This is a genomic window from Streptomyces sp. NPDC020917 (assembly GCF_044333795.1).
In the GTDB taxonomy this organism is placed as follows: Bacteria; Actinomycetota; Actinomycetes; order Streptomycetales; family Streptomycetaceae; genus Actinacidiphila.
Genome location: NZ_JBIRRR010000018.1, coordinates 158,566 through 175,768 on the forward strand (window position 1 = coordinate 158,566; position 17,203 = coordinate 175,768).

Here is a 17,203-nt window from a genome sequence, read left to right on the forward strand (position 1 = left end):
GGCCGCCGCGGCGCCCGGACGGCGCTTCCTGTCGCGGTCTCATCCGTGGCCGCGCCCGGTGTGCGTGGGGGCCGGGTGCGTCACCTGGCTCTTGCCGTGGGTGACGGTCGGCACGGCCGTCGCGGACGGCTTCGCGGAGCCCTTCGCCGTCGGGTGCGCCGAGGGGGAGGCGGTCCCGGCAGCGGACGGACGCGGCGACGCTCCCCCGGTCCCGCTGCCCGCCGTGGGCCGTGCCGCGTGCGAACCGGCCGCCGGCGAGGAGCCCTTCGGCGACGTCGCGGGGGTGCGGTCGCCGGCTCCCGGCCCGGCCGGCCCGGTGCGGTGGTCGCCCGCGGCCGGCAGCGGCAGGTACGGCGAGTTCACCGAGGGGCCGCCCAGGGCCGTGCTCAGCAGCAGCGCGACATAGGCCGCCGCGGGGATCGCCAGGAGGCGGCCGAGCCGCCTGACCCGGCGCTGCCGCCGCCCCGAGGGGTCGACGAAGACCGGCCGGTCGGCCGCGCGGGAGTGCCCCGGCCCCTGCTCGGTCGCCCCGGGTGCACGACCCGCGCCGGAGGGTGGCGGCACCGTCTGGTTTTGCACAGCGGCGCACCTTACAAGACCGGCGCCGCGTTGGCGACGGTCCACAGATAACGGGCGTTTCACCCTGACGCGGGCTCGCCGCACGGCCCTTGACCTTGCCCGAAGGGGAAGGACGAGGGTGTTCTGCGGCAACAGGCCCATGGATAAGGGGAACCCGCATGGACAGCACTCGCAGGGGCAGCACCCGCAGGGACGACGACGCCCTCCTGGCCGAGCAGCGGGCGTACTACCGGGACGGCGCCGCCCAGTACGACCGGCCCTACGCGCGGTACCGGAACCTGCAGGACCTGCTGGCCGCGGCCGACGGCCTCCCGATCGCCGGGGACGTGCTGGAGCTGGCCTGCGGAACGGGCCAGTGGACGGCGAAGCTGGCGGGACGGGCGCGCTCGGTGACGGCCGTCGACGCCTCGGCCGAAGTGCTGGCGCTCGCCCGGGCGCGCACCGCGCCCCACGCCGTCCGGTTCGTCGAGGCCGACCTGTTCGCGTGGCAGCCGCCATGCCGCTACGACACCGTGTTCTTCGCCTTCTGGCTGTCCCATGTGCCGCCCGCGCGGCTGCCCGCCTTCTGGGACACGGTCGCCGCCGCACTCCGGCCGGGCGGCCGGGCGGTCTTCGTCGACGACGGTCCCGGCGCGGCCGCGTACGAGGAGGTGCTCGCGGACCAGCCGGTCCCGTCGGCGCTGCGCCGGCTCGACGACGGGAGCCGGTACCGCATCGTGAAGGTGTTCCACGATCCTCGGACCCTCGCCGGCGACCTCACCGCGCGGGGGTGGTCGGTCGGCATCCGCGCCCTGGGCGGGAACTACATCGGCGTCGCGGAGCCGCCCGCCGGCGCCGGCTGAGGCCACCGACGAGTCCGGGTCCGCCGGGCCGCCTCCAGGACGAGAGCGTTCGCCGAACGCTCCACGGGCGCTCCGGAAACGTTCCGGAGGCGTTCCGGACGAGGAGGCCGGCGGGCAGTTCTTCGACCAGGCCGAGGGGATGGGCGCGCTGCTGCTGGGCCGGCGCACGTACGACCTCGGCGCGAAACGCAACGGTAGGCCGAACCGCCGGTCGAAGCGGGCTCTCGTCCGGGACCTCCCGTGAGTGCCGATGTGGGCGACCGGTGGTCGAGTTCACCGGCTGACGGTGCAAGGCGCCTGGCGGCGGGGGGACTTCGGCACGTCGCCTACAGGTCCGGGCCGGCGGTCTGCCCGCATCGCCGGTCCTTCCGGGGCGTGTCGCCGGGAAGGCGATCGCGGGGGACGGTCGCCGGACTCCCGTGCGGAGGTGGCGTGTCGGCGGCGCGGCCGGTCGTGCGCCGGGGCCGGCCCAGGACGACTCCGGCCAGGACCATTGCCAGGCCGCACAGTTGGCGGCCGGTCAGCACCTCTCCGGCGGCCACGAGGCCGAGCAGCACGCCGGTCACCGGGTTGAGCAGTCCGATCAGGCCGACCGTTCCCGCGGGCAGGTGCCGCAGCCCGTTGAACCATGCGGCGAAGGCGAGCGCGGTGGCGACCACGCTGACGTAGCCGAAGGCGAGGAGCGTCGGCGCGGAGAGCGCGGGCGGCGGGCCCTCCACGGCCGCGGCGACCGGGAGCAGGAACAGGCCCCCGGCCATGAGCTGCCACGCGGTCGAGGCGAGCACGTCGGCACCGGCGCCCCACCGTTTGGCCAGGATGTGCCCGAAGGACGACACGAGCATGGCGGCGGCCGAGGCGAGGACGCCCCGCGCGCTCACCCCGTCCACCCCGGTGAGCAGCATCAGGCACACCCCGCCGAGCCCGATCGCGGCGCCGGCCAGGTGGGCGGCCCGGGGCCGTTCGGACACCAGCGGCCACGCGATGAGCATCATCGTCAGCGGTGACACCGCCATGACGGTCGAGGCGACGCTCGTCGGCAGCAACTGGGAGGCGGCGTAGACGAGGACGAAGAACACGCTCATGTTGATCAGCCCGAGCACCGCGGACCGCCACCACCACGCGCCGCGCGGGCGCTGCCTGCGCAGGGCGAGCAGGACGAGGCCGGCGGGCAGTGCCCGCAGGGCGGCTCCGTAGAGCGGGCGGTCGGCCGGCAGGAACGCGTGCGTGACGTAGTAGTTGGTCCCCCAGGCCACCGGCGCGACCGCGGTCAGGGCCACCAGGCGCATATTCGCTTCCATGGAAGCGAATATAGCTTCCCGAGAAGTTATATTGGCGGGCATGGCACAGGAGCATGGTGAGTCCCCGGACCGCGTGGCCCGCATCCAGGCCGACTGGCGCCGCGAGCGCCCCGACGTCGACGTCGCCCCGCAAGGAGTGATCGGCCGGCTGCACCGGCTGGCCGGCCGGCTCACCGAGGAGCTGTGCCTCGTCTACGGCCACTACGGCCTCGGCGAGGGCGAGTTCGACGTCCTGTGCGCGCTGCGGCGGGCCGGCGAGCCGTACGAACGGGCCCCCGGCGAGCTCGCCGCGCACACCATGGTCACCACCGGCGCGATGACGAAGCGGATCGACCGCCTGGAGCGGGCCGGACTCGTCACCCGCCGCCGGTCCGACGACGACCAGCGCGGCCGGATCGTCGCCCTCACCGCACCCGGACGCGAGCTGATCGACCGGGCGTTCACCGACCACATGCGCAACGAGCGCCGGCTGCTGGACGCGCTGACGCCCGCCGAGGCCGCGTCACTCGAGGCGCTGCTCACCGCTTGGCTCTCCCGCATGGAGGGCCCGCCCGCTCGCGGCGGCGCCTGACCCGCACCCGCGGGCGGGGCGCCGCCGGGCCGGGGACGTCAGATCAGCACGTCCTTGTAGTACACGCTCGCGTAGCGGCTCAGGCTCGACATGCTGGGCCGGGAGGCGAACCCGAAGCACAGGCGCGGGTTCCCGTTGACGGTCTTGTAGACCATCATCCCCTCGGGCTCGCGGAAGAACAGCGTCTTGCCGGCCTTGGTGAGGGAGCGCTGCACGACCTTTCCGGTGTTCATGTCGATGGCCGTGACATAGGAGTTGATGGCCGCGGGGTCCTCGTGCCCGGTGCCGTCCAGGGTGTAGAGGATGTTGCCGAGGAACGTGTAGCCCTGGAAGGTCACCGAGCCGCTGCCCAGGGCTGGCTGCGCGAAGTGCGCCAGCGGGCTGGTGAACCGGCCGGCGGCCGCGTCGGCGAGCGAGAACAGGCTGTAGTGCATGCTGCCGCTCTCGCTGCGCCGGACCAGCAGCCGCTTGTTGACCGGGTCGGTCGCGCAGGTGATCGTCCTGCTGCCGGTGAGGAACTTCTTCACCGACGACGGGGCCGCCCCGTTGACGAACTTGAACCGGGCGAGCGCGGTGCCGCGGCCGGCGTCGCTGTGCGCGTCGGAGTCGCACTCCATCCAGATGTAGGACGAGGTGCCGACCGGCTCCACGCCGATCGACACCCCGTGCCCGGCGTTGCTGACGTGCATGTGGCCGGTCAGCACGCCCTCGATGGTCAGCTGGTTGATGCACAGGTCGTCGCCGTCGCTGCCGTTCTGGATCTGCGCGATGTACAGGCGCCGGTTGACGTTGTCGTAGGCCATGCCCTGCATCGCGTGGTGCGTCTCGTGCAGCGAGACACTGCGGAACCGCTCGTACGACGGTTGCGACAGGTCGAACCGCTGGGCGGTCGGGACGCTGGCCGACGCCGGCGAGCCGGGCAGTACGACGGTCGCGCCGAGCCCGAGCAGGCCGGCACCGGTCATCCTTAACGCCGCACGACGGGAGAGTGGATTCAACATTTTGTCATCCTGGCACCGCGCGCCGGGGCCCCGCTAGACGCCGGGTCCGCCCGGTGTGTCAGGGCGCGGCGGACGAGTACAGCATCAGATAGGTGCCGTACGCGGCGGAGGCCAGGGCGGCCGAGGCGAGCAGCGGGACCAGAGTGGCGTGGTTGCGCAGGCGGGCGAGCATCGTCGCGACCGGCATCAGCAGGGGGAAGGCCGGCAGCAGGAAGCGGGCGCGCGCCGCGAAGTACGCCGCGTCGCCGAGCGCGATCACGACCGTCACGAAGCTGAAGATCAGGAAGGGCAGCGGCTGCCGCTGCAGCACGGCGACGACCAGCAGCACCACCGCCGCCGCCAGGACGGCGGCGACGACCGGCACGTAGAGGTGGACCGGGGCACCGCGGGTGAACAGCGTCTTGAAGCGCAGAAACGTGGAGTGGCCGAAGTCGAAGCGCGAGTGCCATTCGTCCTGGACGCGGAAGTAGGCGTTCCAGCGATGGAGGCGCCAGGCCGTCCAGACCACAAATCCGAGCCAGCCGAGCGGGGCGAGGACCACGGCGGCCGCCGGCCGCAACAGGCCGGCGGGCCGGGCGGGTGGTGCGCTTCTTGTGCGGCCGCGGCGGTCCGGCGGACGTTCGCCGCGGTCGGGGCGCTCGGCGCGCGGCGCGCGCAGCCGGTCGCGGATCTCCAGGACGGCCGGGACCATCACGGCCAGGGCGAGTGCGATACCCGTCGGCCGGGTCAGTCCCGCCAGCACCGACAGGGCGCCCGCCCACAGCCAGCGCCTCCTCAAGGTGGCGTGCAGCGCCCAGGCCGCGAGCGCGGTGAACGTGGACTCGCTGTAGCCGGCGGTCTGCACGACGGCCGCCGGCCCGATCCCCCACAGCACGGCCGTCAGCGTCCCGATCCGGGGGCCGTACCGGTGGGCCGTCGCGGCATGGATGCCCCACACGGCGGCCAGCGCGCTGCAGCCCGCGACCAGCAGCCCGCACGCCCCCCACGGGACGAGGCCGCCCAGCACCGCGTGGGTGATCCGGATCAGTGCCGGATACAGCGGGAAGAAGGCCGTGTTGGGGAAGTGGAGGTGCCCGTGCGCGTGCGTGGCGGCGAGGGTGTGGTCGTAGCCGTGGCGGGCCACGTCCAGGTACCAGCCGCCATCCCAGTGGACGGCCAGGCGCTGCAGCACATGGACGGGGTGGCCGCCGTTGAGCACGACCAGGGTGACCAGCATGACGAGCCGCGAGGCGAGGAAGAGCAGCAGCGCGGGGCGGGCCGCCCGCAGCGACCTCAGGACGGACCCGCCCGTGCCCTCGGACGCCTGGCGGCGCCGCGGCCGGCCGCGCTCTGTCAGCCGCCCACCGCTGGGCGCGCTGCTCGGTGTGCTCACCGTGCCCTCACGCTGTCTCGTACCGACACGCCGGGCGGGCGCCCAGCGGGCAGCGACCGGCGGATTCACCGGAAATATAGACAGAAGCCGGGAACCGCGCACTTCGGGCGTCGCGGCCGGAACGGTGTCGCCCTCGGCCTGCCGGCCGGGTTGCGGTACGGGCGGTCAGCCGTGCGCGGTGTGGATGATGGACGCGACGAAGAACGCCACGACGATCAGGGCGATCACCGCGAACACGGTGAGCGGCGGCCGCTCGGCCTCGGGCTCGCCGTCGTACGGGAGCCCCGCCTCAAGGGCCCGCAGCGCGCCGGGTGAGAGCGTGTGGCGCTGGCCGTGACAGGCGGGGCAGGGCTGCGCGGGGAACGAGACCCGGACGGTGCGGCTGCTCAGGCCCGAGGTGGGGAACGCGTCGCGGACGGCGGGCGAGGTGGGGGCGAGGCCGTGGAGGTAGACGGCGTTGCTGTCCGGGTCCAGGCTCACCGAGCGCTCGTCCTCGGGGTGCGCCAGCGCGGACACGATCTGGGCCGTGGCCAGCACGACGAGCTGGATGTCCACCCGGGCGCCGCGGGCGGCCTGGGCGTCGGACGCCGACTGCCGGAACGCCGCCGCGCACTCGTAGCACGGCGTGCGCCCGCCCGGCAGCACCCAGAGGATCTCGCCGACCTCGGCGTCGCGGATCCGGTGGTCGACCCAGACCGCCGGGTACACCGCGGGGGCGCCGACCGCGAGCGCGACGCGGTTGACGTGCCGCTGGCACGCGATGGAGTCGGTGGCGGCCACCACCACGTCGGCCGACAGCAGCAGCGCCCGCTGCTCGGCCTCGGACATCTCGAGGAAGTCGCGTTGCAGGCCGGTGGCGTGGCAGGGCGGGAAGTCACGCCGGATCTTCTCCGCCAGGCCCGTGGCCTTCGGCTGCCCCACGGCCTGGGCACCCAGCGGGTGGCGGACCAGGTTCTCCACCGCGAGGGTGTCGGGGTCCACCAGCAGCAGGGGGCTGAACCCGATCCTGGCCAGTTCCTCGGCGAGGAAACCGCCCACCGCGCCCGCGCCGATGATGAGGGCCGAACCGGTGCGCCGGCCGTGCCGCGCCCAGACGCGCTCCTCGGGCCACCGGGCGTCGGCCCGCCGCTCGGTCAATCAAAGATCCAGCGGGCCACGCGGACCGCCTTCGGCTGGTCCTCCGGTTCGACGTCGTCGTGCCCGTCCGGTTTCAGCTCCCCGGTGTCGGCGTCGAGGAACCACTGGCGCTCGGCGTCGTGTGCCTCCTGCGGCGACAGTTCCGCCTTCTGCACGGTCTGCGGTGCTGCACCCATCAGGACACCTCTCCTCCCGGGTCCCGCGCCGCCGGCGCGAAAGCCCCAGGGTCGCCGCGTCCGGCCCGCCTCCCCGGGGACGCCCACGACCGGCCGACCCGAGCGGCGGGCCCGCTCTCCCCTTCCACGTTACGCATCGGTAGCCGCACCGCATCCGGGGAGCGGACGCCACCGCGTCCTGCCCGCCTTCCCGTGCCGTGCGCGGCCGCTTAGGGTCGAGGGGTGCCCTACCTCGACGACGACGAACCGGTGTTCAAGCGGAGCCCGTTGGGCACGAACCGCTACGAGTACAACCCGCGCAACCCCATCGGCCTCGCCCTGATCGTCATCACGGTCGTCTTCGCGGGAGTCATGCTGCTGCTCATGCACAACCACGCGGGCCCGTTCGCGTACCCGTCGGATCCCACCCCCACGCCGACGAGCACCGAGGCGGACGACATCTCGCGCTACCTCGTCCCGGCCCCGGACCCCGGCACCGGCAGCGGCACCCCTTCGCCCTCGCCCTCCGGCTGACGGGCGCCCGCCACACGGTGATACCGCTAGACGTTGAAGCGGAACGTATCCGGGCCGGACCTGACCTGCGGCGGAGCGCCGATCATGGCTTTGACCAGGCATTCCGGTGTTGGCAGGCGTTGGCGTTCGCCGGTTGCGTTCGAGTGTCCTGCGGACAGTTTGCGGACTGCTCTATCGCGGTCGTCCGTGCCGCCGGTCTTGCCTCGCCTGCAATTCGCCGCTCACAGCGGCCAGGCGGTCAGCAAGTCCTCCGGACCGTAGGCGGCATCGAGCCCCGGACAGGCGACTCCGCCGCGCGAGACCGCTACGACCGGAACCGGTTCGTCGGTGAGGGCGGCCCGGTGTCGGTGAAGAGCCGCCAGGTCGTGCCGGTCGAAGGGCGACTGCTCCAGCCACTTTATGGAGCCGACGAAGAGCAGCTCCTTGGCGATGGGGGCACGGTCCGCCCCGACGATGTCGATCTCGACGTCATTGGTACGGGTCCAGTAGCCCCCCATCGCTGGAGCCGCGGGCAGCCGGTCGTCGGGCAGGATCCGGCCAAGCGCCTCGCGGATGAGCGGCTCAACGGCCCGGCCGCGCCAGCTCGTCCAGCTCTCCCGGATCCGCGCCAAGGTCAGATCGCCCCGCCCGCGCTCGATCTCCCCCATGTACGGGCCGAGCAGGTACAACCAGAACCGCAGGTAGGGATCGGTCACCCGGTAGCGGCGATCCTTCGACGGCCTCAGCGAAACGGGCAGCTCTGCGGCGACGATCCGCTTGTCCGTAAGCGACTCCAGTGCTCGCTGCAGCGGCGTGGCCCCGATTCCGCCGGCCGCGCGGGCGATGTTGGTGAAAGTCCGCTCGCCACTGCCGATCGCCGTCAGCACCGCACGGGCTTGGGCCTGCGGGGGGAACTCCGCGGCCAGCGAGCGCTCGGCTGACACCAGCAGCGCCGAGACCGGATCATCCAGCTCCTCGGCGAGGAAGTCCCACAGCCCCACGCCCCGCGGCCATTCCGCACAGATCAGCGGCAGCCCACCGGTGACCAACGCCGCGTCGAAGGCCTGCGCCGGATCCAGCCCCAGCATCCGTCCCACGTCGGCGGGGTTCAGCGGCCCGAGCACCATCTCGCGGCCGCGCTGGTGGAAGGGCCGACCGTAGCTGTTCAGCGCCTCCATCATCGACAGATCCGAGCCGATGAGGACCAGCAGCACCGGTTTTGCCTCCAGAGCCCTGTCCCATGCTCGTTGCAGCATCCCCTCGAAGGCGCCGTCGGCATCCATCAGGTAGGGCACCTCGTCGATGACGAGCACGCTCGCCCGGTCGGCGGGCAGCACCGCGGCCAGCACATCGAACGCCGCATCCCAGTTCTCAGGCCGCGCGGCGGCTACCAGGTGCGCCATGGGCAGCGTCGACGCCTGGGCGTCCCGGGCCAACCGTGCCACATCATCCCCGGGAGACGAACCCGTCGCCGCGTAGAACAAGAACGGCGCTCCGGAGCGCTCCACGAACTGCTCGACCAGCCGCGACTTTCCTACTCGCCGCCGCCCGCGCAACATCACACACCGACCCGGCCGTTCACCCCCGACCCCCGCGGCGACCTTCTGCAGCTCGCGCGCCAGCGTGGCCAGCTCATGCCGGCGACCGACGAAATCCACCATGGACAGTCCTCCGCACCGCAGCGCATGCCACTAACAGACATGTCAGTAACATTCACGTTAGCAACATAGGGCGCCCATCGCGCACTCGCAGCCGGTAGCAGTGCAGGCAGCCTCACTGCGCAACGGTCCGCACCCAAGACGCCAGGCGGATCCGAGATTCTGCGGACCGCTGCGGACCACAGGGCAGCACAAATCGCTTCTTGTGCAGGTCAGGCCGCTGCCGAGCGCAGGGTCACACGTTGAAGCGGAACTCCACCACGTCGCCGTCCTGCATGACGTACTCCTTGCCCTCCATGCGGGCCTTGCCCTTGGCGCGGGCCTCGGCGACGGAGCCGGTGGCGACGAGGTCGTCGAAGGAGATGACCTCGGCCTTGATGAAGCCCTTCTGGAAGTCGGTGTGGATGACACCGGCGGCCTCGGGGGCGGTGGCGCCGCGCTTGATGGTCCAGGCGCGGGACTCCTTGGGGCCGGCGGTCAGATAGGTCTGCAGGCCCAGGGTCTCGAAGCCGACGCGGGCGAGGGTGGCCAGGCCCGGCTCGGTGGCGCCGACCGACTCCAGGAGTTCGAGGGCGTCGGCCTCGTCCAGCTCCGCGAGGTCCGCCTCCAGCTTGGCGTTGAGGAAGATGGCCTCGGCCGGGGCGACCAGCGCGCGCTGCTCGGCCTTGAACTCCTCGTCGGTCAGCTCCTCCTCGTCCACGTTGAAGACGTAGAGGAAGGGCTTGGTGGTGAGCAGGTGCAGGTCGTGCAGCAGGGCGTTGCGCTCGGTGCCCTGGACGATGCCCTGCGAGAAGAGGGTGTCGCCGCGCTCCAGGATCGCCTGGGCCTCCTCGACCGCCGCGACCTTCGGGGCGACGTCCTTCTTGATCCGGGACTCCTTCTGGAGCCGCGGCAGGACCTTCTCGATGGTCTGCAGGTCGGCGAGGATCAGCTCGGTGTTGATCGTCTCGATGTCGTCCTTGGGCGACACCTTGCCGTCCACGTGGACCACGTTCTCGTCCCGGAAGGCCCGGATGACCTGGCAGATCGCGTCGGACTCGCGGATGTTCGCGAGGAACTTGTTGCCCAGGCCCTCGCCCTCGGAGGCGCCGCGGACGATGCCGGCGATGTCCACGAAGTCGACGGTGGCGGGCAGCACCCGCGCCGAGGAGAAGATCTCGGCGAGCCTGGTGAGCCGGGAGTCGGGGACGCCGACCACGCCGACGTTCGGCTCGATGGTGGCGAATGGGTAGTTGGCCGCCAGGACGTCGTTCTTGGTCAGGGCGTTGAAGAGCGTCGACTTGCCGACGTTCGGCAGGCCGACGATTCCGATGGTGAGCGACACGTTGGCGACTTCCGTTAAGGCCGTGGACAGCGAGAAGGTGCGACGGGGACGCCGACCAGTCTACGGTCCGCGCCCGGCTCTCCCGGCCGCCTGTCGAACACCGCCCCCACGCGAGGGAAACCGCGTGTCCCGCCATGCGATCATCCGGCCGCCATGCCTACTGTACGTAGGTGGAGCAACACACTGCGCGCACAGGCACGGAGCCTGCGCCCAGCGGCGAAGCCGCCGCGGGGGTCTACCATCCCCCGCCGCGCACCGGCCGTCCGATCCCCGCCGTCCTGCGCAGGCTGCGCGCCGTCCAGCGTCCCCGCCCGCGGCTGACCGGCCTGGGCACCGGACTGCTCACCACGGTGGTGACCGTGCTGGGCGGGGCCGTCGACTCGTTCCTGTTCGACGGCCCCGGGGTGCTGTTCGGGCTGGTCTTCGTGGCGGCCAGCGTCATCGGCGCGCTGTACGTGCGGCCCTACGACCTGGTGGCCGCGCCGGTGGCCGCGCCCATCGCGTTCGCCGTCGCGATCACGCTGACCGGCGACAGCGGCGGCGGCGGAATGGTCGGGCACCTGATCGGGGTGTTCACCGGGCTGGCCACGCTGACCGGCTGGCTGTACGCCGGCACCGTGCTGGCCGCGCTGATCGCCGGGGTCAGAGCTTTGCGGCAGCCATCGCGGCGCCGACGATCCCCGCGGAGTTCTGCAGCTCAGCGGGGACGATCTCGGCGCTGATCCCGTCGATGTACGGCAGGAACTTCTCCGACTTGCGGCTCACCCCGCCGCCGATCACGAACAGGCTCGGCGAGAACAGCATCTCCACGTGGGCGAGGTACTTCTTCAGCCGGTGCGCCCAGTGCTCCCAGCTCAGCTCCTCGTCCTCGCGGGCCTTGACCGAGGCGCGCTTCTCCGCGTCGTGCCCGTGCAGTTCCAGGTGGCCCAGCTCGGTGTTGGGCACCAGCCGGCCGTCGACGAACAGGGCGCTGCCGATGCCGGTGCCGAGAGTGAGCATGAGGACCACGCCGCCGCGGCCGCGGCCCGCGCCGAAGGTCATCTCGGCGACACCGGCCGCGTCCGCGTCGTTGAGCACCACCACGGGCTGGCCGAGCCGCTCGCTGAGCAGCTTGCGCGCGTCGACGCCGACCCAGCCCTTGTCGACGTTGGCCGCGGTCCTGGTGGTGCCGTCCACCACCACGCCGGGGAAGGTCACACCCAGCGGGCCGGTGTGGCCGAAGTGCGAGACGACCTCGTGAACGCCCTCGACCACCGCCTCCGGGGTCGCCGGATGCGGGGTCGGGACCTTGAACCGCTCGTCCGACAACTCGCCCCGGTCGAGGTCGACCGGAGCGCCCTTGATGCCCGTACCTCCGATGTCCACACCGAACACGTTCATGGCCTCCACGTTAGGGTGCTCCGAAAACGTCACCTCTTGGCGGATACCCACCCGCCCGCCACCCGCCACCACCCTTATTTCGAAGCGCTGCGCGCCCCCTTCTCCCCGCCACCCGCCACCACCCTTATTTCGAAGCGCTGCGCGCCCCCTTCTCCCCGCCACCCGCCACCACTGCTATTTCGCGGCGCTGCCGGCCTTCTGCTCGATCTCCGCACGCAGGTCGCGGCGCAGCTCCTTGGGCAGCGAGAACTGGATGGACTCCTGGGCGGAGGTGACCACCTGGACGTCGGCGTAGCCGCGTGCGGCCAGCCACTCCAGCACGCCGTCGACCAGGATCTCCGGGACGGAGGCGCCCGAGGTGACGCCGACGGTGGCCACGCCCTCCAGCCAGGCGTCGTCGCACTCCTCGGCGAAGTCCACCAGGTACGAGGCGCCGGCGCCGGCCTGCAGCGCCACCTCGACGAGGCGGATGGAGTTCGACGAGTTGCGCGAGCCCACCACGATGACCAGGTCGGCCTCGGCGGCGATCTGCTTGACGGCGACCTGGCGGTTCTGGGTGGCGTAGCAGATGTCGTCGCTGGGCGGCGAGAGCAGCTGGGGGAAGCGCTCCTTGAGCGCGTCCACGGTCTCCATCGTCTCGTCGACCGAGAGCGTGGTCTGGGACAGCCAGACCACCTTGGACTCGTCGCGGACCTGGACGTGCGCGGCGTCCTCCGGGCCGTCGACCAGGTGCATCCGCTCCGGGGCCTCGCCCATGGTGCCGATGACCTCCTCGTGGCCCTCGTGGCCGATGAGGAGGATGTCGTAGTCGGAGTCGGCGAACCGGCGGGCTTCCTTGTGGACCTTGGTGACCAGCGGGCAGGTGGCGTCGATGGACGCGAGGCTGCGCTCGGCGGCCTCCTCGTGGACGACGGGGGCCACGCCGTGCGCGGAGAAGATCACGATGGCGTTCTCCGGCACCTCCTCCGTCTCGTCGACGAAGATCGCGCCCTTCTTCTCCAGGGTCTGGACGACGTACTTGTTGTGCACGATCTGCTTGCGCACGTAGACCGGGGCGCCGTACTGCTCGAGCGCCTTCTCTACGGTGATGACGGCGCGGTCCACGCCCGCGCAGTACCCGCGGGGGGCGGCCAGGAGGACGCGGCGGCTGGAGTCAGAGGTCATGCGCCCATCGTACGGGGGCCCGCCCCGGCACCGCCGGGGTGTCGGCGGGGCGCATTAGGGTGCGGTCATGGCTCTGAACACCTCGGCGGAGACGCCGATCCCGGTCGGTGAGGTGTCGCGCCTGATCGGCGGGTGGATCGAACGGCTCGGCGCGGTCTGGGTCGAGGGCCAGATCACCCAGCTGTCGCGGCGCCCCGGCGCGGGGGTGGTGTTCCTGACGCTGCGCGACCCCTCGCACGACATCTCGATCCCGGTGACGTGTTTCCGCGGGGTGTTCGAGCAGGTCGCGGACGTGGTCGGGGAGGGCGCGCGGGTCGTGCTGCACGCCCGGCCCGAGTGGTACGGGCCGCGCGGCACGCTGTCGCTGCGCGCGTCGGAGATCCGGCCGGTCGGGATGGGCGAGCTGCTGGCCCGGCTGGAGCAGCTGAAGCGGACGCTGGCCGCCGAGGGGCTGTTCGCGCTGGACCGCAAGAAGGCGGTGCCGTTCCTGCCGCAGCTGATCGGCCTGGTCACCGGCCGGGCCTCGGCCGCCGAGCGGGACGTGCGGGAGAACGCCCGGCTGCGCTGGCCCGCGGTGCGCTTCGAGGTGCGCAACGTGCCGGTGCAGGGCGCGAGCGCGGTGCCGCGGATCATCGACGCGGTGCAGGCGCTGGACGCGCATCCCGAGGTGGACGTGATCATCGTGGCGCGCGGCGGCGGCAGCGTGGAGGACCTGCTGCCGTTCTCCGACGAGCGGCTGGTGCGGACGGTCTCGGACTGCCGGACGCCGGTGGTGTCGGCGATCGGGCACGAGCCCGACACCCCGCTGCTCGACCTGGTGGCCGACCTGCGTGCCTCGACGCCGACGGACGCGGCGAAGCGCGTGGTGCCGGACGTGCGGGAGGAGCTGGCCCGGGTCCAGCAGGTGCGGGACCGCGCGCTGCGGGTGATCCGCGGGCTGCTGGACCGGGAGGAGCGCGGGCTGTCCGCCGCGCTGAGCCGGCCGTCGATGGCCGCGCCGTACCGGATGGTCGACGAGCGGGCCGAGGAGGTCGCCGACCGCGTCGACCGGGCACGCCGCGCCCTGCGGCACGCGCTGGACCGGGCGGACGGCGATCTGTCGCACACCCTGGCCCGGGTGGTGGCCCTGTCCCCGGCGGCGACGCTGCGGCGCGGGTACGCGGTGCTCCAGCGGGAGGACGGCACGGCCGTCCGCGACCCGGACGAGGTGGCCGAGGGCGAGCAGTTGCGGGCGCGGGTCGCCGAGGGCGAGTTCGCGGTGCGCGTCACGCCCTGAGCGCCTGGGCGTCCTGCCCGGAACACCTCCGACGGCCTGGACGCGCGGGCTGAGGGGGGCCGTCACAGGGACGTCGTAGGGTGCAGCCATGGCAGCAGACGGCACGTTGGGGTACGAGCAGGCGCGGGACGAACTCGTGGAGGTCGTGCGGCGTCTGGAGGCGGGCGGCGCCACCCTGGAGGAGTCGCTCGCCCTGTGGGAGCGCGGCGAGGAGCTCGCGAAGGTCTGCCGTCGCTGGCTGGAGGGGGCGCGCGCCCGGCTGGACGCCGCGCTGGCCGCGGAGGAGGCGGAGGAGCTGGCCGCCGGCGAGGCCGAGCAGGCCGCGGTGGACGCCGAGGAGGCGGCCGCGGGCCGCACCGAGCCGCCCAGGGAGCGCTGAGCCCGGCCGGGCCCTGCCCCGGCCGCGATGCCGGATCCGATCCTGGCCTCGGTCCGCCCATATAGATGTGCCCTACACGGGCATGTGCTCCAGCTCACAGTTGAATCTGGAATGATTGAACTCTCACATAGGTTGGTCCGCGTGTAAGTGCCCCCAGCACCGCACACCGAAAGGCCAGGACCCCCCATGACCCTCGTCCTCGACTCCGCCGCGCAGGACCTGCTGTTCCGTGAAGCCCGCACGGCGAACACCTTCACCGACGAGCCGGTGACCGACGAGCAGGTGCAGGCGATCTACGACCTGGTGAAGTACGCCCCCACCGCCTTCAACCAGCAGCCGCTGCGCGTGGTGCTGGTGCGCACCGCCGAGGGCCGCGAGCGCCTGGTGCAGCACATGGCCGAGGGCAACCGCCCCAAGACCTCCGCCGCCCCGCTGGTCGCGATCCTCGCCACCGACAACGAGTTCCACGAGGAGCTGCCGTCGCAGCTCCCGCACTTCCCGCAGGCCAAGGACCTGTTCTTCAGCGAGCGCCCGGTCCGCGAGCAGTCCGCGGCCCTCAACGGCGCGCTGCAGGTCGGCTACTTCATCATCGGCATCCGCGCCGCGGGCCTGGCCGCCGGCCCGATGACCGGCTTCGACGCCGAGGGCATCAACAAGGAGTTCTTCGCCGACGGCGAGCACTCGGTGCTGGCCGTGGTCAACATCGGCAGGCCGGGCGAGGACGCCTGGTTCCCGCGCTCCCCGCGCCTGTCCTACGACGAGGTCGTCACCACCGTCTGACGCCGCCCCGCCCCTGAGGGGGCACCGGGTCTCAGTGGCCGCCGCGCTCCTGCAGCGCGGCGGCCATCTGCTTGAGCTGGGCGTCCTGCGCGGTACCGAGCACGACCGTGGTGACCTTCGGGTCCTTGAGCACCAGCGCGGTGTAGCGGCCGCCGGTCCAGCGCTCCCAGGTGTGGCCGCCGGCGGTGACCGTGCGGGTGCCGTCGCGGTGCGAGTTCAGCGTCACCGAGGCGACGAAGGCGTCGGAGGCGCCGTTGCTCTGCTCGACCGCCACGTACTGCTGGTCGGGGTCGACGAAGCCGATGTGCCAGGTGACGTTCTTCGGGTCCGCGGCGTCGTAGGTGACCGAGGTCGACCGCCAGTCCGCGCCGAGCCCCTCGGGACCCGCGACTGGATAGGGGGCGTCGCGCCGCGCCTGCCCCAGCTCGACCGAGAACGGGACGACCTTGACCGGGTCGGCCTGCGAGTCGTGCGGGATGAAGATGTAGATGACGAAGACGACGAAGCCCAGGACCACCAGGGAGAGCAGGAGGTCCCGCACCGTCTTGCTGCCGCGCTTGTCTGCTGCCACGCCCCTATCGTCCCCCATGTCCTCCCGCGCCCCGACCGCCGGGTGGCGGCAGCGCGCCGTCGGAGTCACCATGGCGCTCATGTGACATGCCCCCTGCTCATATTGGCGGGCACCCGATAGGGTCGCAGCACCCTCATTTCCGGCCGTCCTCGTACAGAAAGGTGCGCTGTGATGACCGAGCAGCACTTGCCCCCGCAACTCGAAGTGAGCCCGGAGGCCCCCGACCGCAACCTGGCGCTTGAGCTGGTGCGGGTGACCGAGGCCGCCGCCATGGCGGCCGGACGGTGGGTCGGCCGGGGCGACAAGAACGGCGCGGACGGCGCCGCGGTCAAGGCGATGCGGACCCTGGTGCACACCGTCTCGATGAACGGCGTCGTCGTGATCGGTGAAGGCGAGAAGGACGAGGCGCCGATGCTCTTCAACGGGGAGCGGATCGGTGACGGGACCGGCGCGGAGTGCGACGTCGCCGTGGACCCGGTGGACGGCACCACGCTCACCGCCAAGGGCATGCCGAACGCGGTGTCCGTGCTGGCGGTGGCCGACCGCGGCACGATGTACGACCCGTCGGCGGTGTTCTACATGGACAAGCTGGTGGTCGGGCCGGAAGCGGCGGAGTTCGTCGACATCACCGCACCCGCGTCGGTGAACATCCGCCGCGTCGCCAAGGCCAAGGGCAGCGCCCCGGAGGACGTCACCGTGGTGGTCCTGGACCGGCCGCGCCACGACGACCTGGTCAACGAGATCCGCGAGGCCGGCGCCCGGATCAAGTTCATCTCCGACGGCGACGTGGCCGGCGCGATCATGGCGGTCCGCGAGGGGACCGGCGTGGACATGCTGATGGGGATCGGCGGCACCCCCGAGGGCATCATCGCGGCCTGCGCGATCGCCTGCCTGGGCGGCACGATCCAGGGCCGGCTGTGGCCCAAGGACGACGCCGAGCGGCGCAAGGCGCTGGACGCCGGGCACGACCTGAACCGGGTGCTGCACACCGGCGACCTGGTCAGCGGCGACAACGTGTTCTTCGTCGCCACCGGGATCACCGACGGCGAGCTGCTGCGCGGGGTGCGCTACCGCGCGGAGACCGCCACCACCTCGTCCCTGGTGATGCGTTCCAAGTCGGGCACCATCCGGCAGATCGACTCGGTGCACCGGCTGTCGAAGCTGCGCGCGTACAGCGCGATCGACTTCGACCGGGCACGCTGA

19 protein-coding genes are annotated in these 17,203 nt (G+C 72.3%); 8 read left to right on the forward strand and 11 right to left on the reverse strand.

From position 1 onward, the window contains the following. Positions 1-39: 39 nt before the first annotated feature. Positions 40-579: a hypothetical protein gene (locus tag ACH4TG_RS30945; protein ID WP_398245897.1), complete on the reverse strand. Its 540-nt coding sequence runs from the start codon at positions 577-579 to the stop codon at positions 40-42. 158 nt (positions 580-737) lie between these two features. Here ACH4TG_RS30945 and ACH4TG_RS30950 point away from each other — a divergent pair, with 158 nt between their 5' ends. Then, positions 738-1,421: a class I SAM-dependent methyltransferase gene (locus ACH4TG_RS30950; protein WP_398245898.1), complete on the forward strand. Its 684-nt coding sequence runs from the start codon at positions 738-740 to the stop codon at positions 1,419-1,421. A 326-nt stretch (positions 1,422-1,747) separates the two neighbouring features. Here the strand turns inward: ACH4TG_RS30950 and ACH4TG_RS30955 are convergent, their stop codons facing one another. Then, complete coding sequence (locus ACH4TG_RS30955) at positions 1,748-2,707, reverse strand: EamA family transporter (protein ID WP_398245936.1); 960 nt, start codon at positions 2,705-2,707, stop codon at positions 1,748-1,750. Between the two features lie 52 nt (positions 2,708-2,759). Here ACH4TG_RS30955 and ACH4TG_RS30960 point away from each other — a divergent pair, with 52 nt between their 5' ends. Then, positions 2,760-3,290, forward strand: a complete 531-nt coding sequence (locus tag ACH4TG_RS30960) for a MarR family winged helix-turn-helix transcriptional regulator (protein ID WP_398245899.1) — start codon at positions 2,760-2,762, stop codon at positions 3,288-3,290. A 38-nt stretch (positions 3,291-3,328) separates the two neighbouring features. On the opposite strand, the gene ACH4TG_RS30965 is transcribed toward ACH4TG_RS30960, so the two are convergent. The 4 genes from ACH4TG_RS30965 to ACH4TG_RS30980 form a co-directional block, all read right to left on the reverse strand. After that, positions 3,329-4,291 carry a teichoic acid biosynthesis protein C gene (locus tag ACH4TG_RS30965; protein WP_398245900.1) on the reverse strand — a complete coding sequence of 321 codons (963 nt, stop codon included), beginning with the start codon at positions 4,289-4,291 and terminating at the stop codon, positions 3,329-3,331. Positions 4,292-4,349: 58 nt separating this feature from the next. Further along, positions 4,350-5,663, reverse strand: a complete 1,314-nt coding sequence (locus tag ACH4TG_RS30970; protein ID WP_398245901.1) for a hypothetical protein — start codon at positions 5,661-5,663, stop codon at positions 4,350-4,352. A gap of 165 nt (positions 5,664-5,828) precedes the next feature. Continuing rightward, positions 5,829-6,800, reverse strand: a complete 972-nt coding sequence (locus ACH4TG_RS30975; RefSeq protein ID WP_398245902.1) for a HesA/MoeB/ThiF family protein — start codon at positions 6,798-6,800, stop codon at positions 5,829-5,831. Further along, positions 6,797-6,976, reverse strand: a complete 180-nt coding sequence (locus ACH4TG_RS30980) for a hypothetical protein (RefSeq protein WP_398245903.1) — start codon at positions 6,974-6,976, stop codon at positions 6,797-6,799. The genes ACH4TG_RS30975 and ACH4TG_RS30980 overlap by 4 nt, the downstream gene beginning before the upstream one ends. A 222-nt stretch (positions 6,977-7,198) precedes the next feature. On the opposite strand from ACH4TG_RS30980, the gene ACH4TG_RS30985 reads away from it, so the two are divergent. After that, entirely contained in the window at positions 7,199-7,489 is a 291-nt protein-coding gene (locus tag ACH4TG_RS30985; RefSeq protein WP_398245904.1) for a hypothetical protein, read from the forward strand. Positions 7,490-7,710: 221 nt separating this feature from the next. On the opposite strand, the gene ACH4TG_RS30990 is transcribed toward ACH4TG_RS30985, so the two are convergent. Next, a complete protein-coding gene (locus ACH4TG_RS30990; RefSeq protein WP_398245905.1) occupies positions 7,711-9,129 on the reverse strand; it encodes an ATP-binding protein in 1,419 nt (472 codons plus the stop codon). Positions 9,130-9,361: 232 nt separating this feature from the next. Further along, positions 9,362-10,450: a redox-regulated ATPase YchF gene (gene ychF / locus ACH4TG_RS30995; RefSeq protein WP_398245906.1), complete on the reverse strand. Its 1,089-nt coding sequence runs from the start codon at positions 10,448-10,450 to the stop codon at positions 9,362-9,364. Between the two features lie 170 nt (positions 10,451-10,620). Between ychF and ACH4TG_RS31000 the strand changes: the two genes are divergently transcribed. After that, positions 10,621-11,172 carry a DUF6542 domain-containing protein gene (locus ACH4TG_RS31000; protein ID WP_398245907.1) on the forward strand — a complete coding sequence of 184 codons (552 nt, stop codon included), beginning with the start codon at positions 10,621-10,623 and terminating at the stop codon, positions 11,170-11,172. Here ACH4TG_RS31000 and ppgK read toward each other — a convergent pair. Together ppgK and ACH4TG_RS31010 are read right to left on the reverse strand one after the other, a co-directional pair. After that, entirely contained in the window at positions 11,093-11,830 is a 738-nt protein-coding gene (gene ppgK / locus ACH4TG_RS31005; protein WP_398245908.1) for a polyphosphate--glucose phosphotransferase, read from the reverse strand. The two genes, ACH4TG_RS31000 and ppgK, sit on opposite strands and share 80 nt — an antisense overlap. 174 nt (positions 11,831-12,004) lie before the next feature. Further along, positions 12,005-12,994 carry a 4-hydroxy-3-methylbut-2-enyl diphosphate reductase gene (locus tag ACH4TG_RS31010; protein ID WP_398245909.1) on the reverse strand — a complete coding sequence of 330 codons (990 nt, stop codon included), beginning with the start codon at positions 12,992-12,994 and terminating at the stop codon, positions 12,005-12,007. 67 nt (positions 12,995-13,061) lie between these two features. On the opposite strand from ACH4TG_RS31010, the gene xseA reads away from it, so the two are divergent. The 3 genes from xseA to ACH4TG_RS31025 all read left to right on the forward strand — a co-directional run bounded on the left by xseA (position 13,062) and on the right by ACH4TG_RS31025 (position 15,429). Continuing rightward, a complete protein-coding gene (xseA, locus tag ACH4TG_RS31015) occupies positions 13,062-14,270 on the forward strand; it encodes an exodeoxyribonuclease VII large subunit (RefSeq protein ID WP_398245910.1) in 1,209 nt (402 codons plus the stop codon). 88 nt (positions 14,271-14,358) lie between these two features. Next, positions 14,359-14,649, forward strand: a complete 291-nt coding sequence (locus tag ACH4TG_RS31020; RefSeq protein ID WP_398245911.1) for an exodeoxyribonuclease VII small subunit — start codon at positions 14,359-14,361, stop codon at positions 14,647-14,649. A gap of 186 nt (positions 14,650-14,835) precedes the next feature. Beyond that, entirely contained in the window at positions 14,836-15,429 is a 594-nt protein-coding gene (locus ACH4TG_RS31025; protein WP_398245912.1) for a malonic semialdehyde reductase, read from the forward strand. 31 nt (positions 15,430-15,460) lie between these two features. Here ACH4TG_RS31025 and ACH4TG_RS31030 read toward each other — a convergent pair whose 3' ends face one another. After that, positions 15,461-16,000, reverse strand: coding sequence for a DUF4245 domain-containing protein (locus ACH4TG_RS31030; protein WP_398245913.1), 540 nt, complete (start codon positions 15,998-16,000; stop codon positions 15,461-15,463). 171 nt (positions 16,001-16,171) lie between these two features. Between ACH4TG_RS31030 and glpX the strand changes: the two genes are divergently transcribed. Continuing rightward, a complete protein-coding gene (gene glpX, locus ACH4TG_RS31035; protein ID WP_398245914.1) occupies positions 16,172-17,203 on the forward strand; it encodes a class II fructose-bisphosphatase in 1,032 nt (343 codons plus the stop codon).

Coding starts and splice junctions, on each gene's coding strand:
- ACH4TG_RS30950 (WP_398245898.1), top strand. CDS start 738: ATGGACAGCACTCGCAGGGGCAGCACCCGCAGGGACGACGACGCCCTC.
- ACH4TG_RS30955 (WP_398245936.1), bottom strand. CDS start 2,707: ATGCGCCTGGTGGCCCTGACCGCGGTCGCGCCGGTGGCCTGGGGGACC.
- ACH4TG_RS30960 (WP_398245899.1), top strand. CDS start 2,760: ATGGCACAGGAGCATGGTGAGTCCCCGGACCGCGTGGCCCGCATCCAG.
- ACH4TG_RS30965 (WP_398245900.1), bottom strand. CDS start 4,291: ATGTTGAATCCACTCTCCCGTCGTGCGGCGTTAAGGATGACCGGTGCC.
- ACH4TG_RS30980 (WP_398245903.1), bottom strand. CDS start 6,976: ATGGGTGCAGCACCGCAGACCGTGCAGAAGGCGGAACTGTCGCCGCAG.
- ACH4TG_RS30990 (WP_398245905.1), bottom strand. CDS start 9,129: ATGGTGGATTTCGTCGGTCGCCGGCATGAGCTGGCCACGCTGGCGCGC.
- ppgK (WP_398245908.1), bottom strand. CDS start 11,830: ATGAACGTGTTCGGTGTGGACATCGGAGGTACGGGCATCAAGGGCGCT.
- ACH4TG_RS31010 (WP_398245909.1), bottom strand. CDS start 12,994: ATGACCTCTGACTCCAGCCGCCGCGTCCTCCTGGCCGCCCCCCGCGGG.
- xseA (WP_398245910.1), top strand. CDS start 13,062: ATGGCTCTGAACACCTCGGCGGAGACGCCGATCCCGGTCGGTGAGGTG.
- ACH4TG_RS31020 (WP_398245911.1), top strand. CDS start 14,359: ATGGCAGCAGACGGCACGTTGGGGTACGAGCAGGCGCGGGACGAACTC.
- ACH4TG_RS31025 (WP_398245912.1), top strand. CDS start 14,836: ATGACCCTCGTCCTCGACTCCGCCGCGCAGGACCTGCTGTTCCGTGAA.
- glpX (WP_398245914.1), top strand. CDS start 16,172: ATGACCGAGCAGCACTTGCCCCCGCAACTCGAAGTGAGCCCGGAGGCC.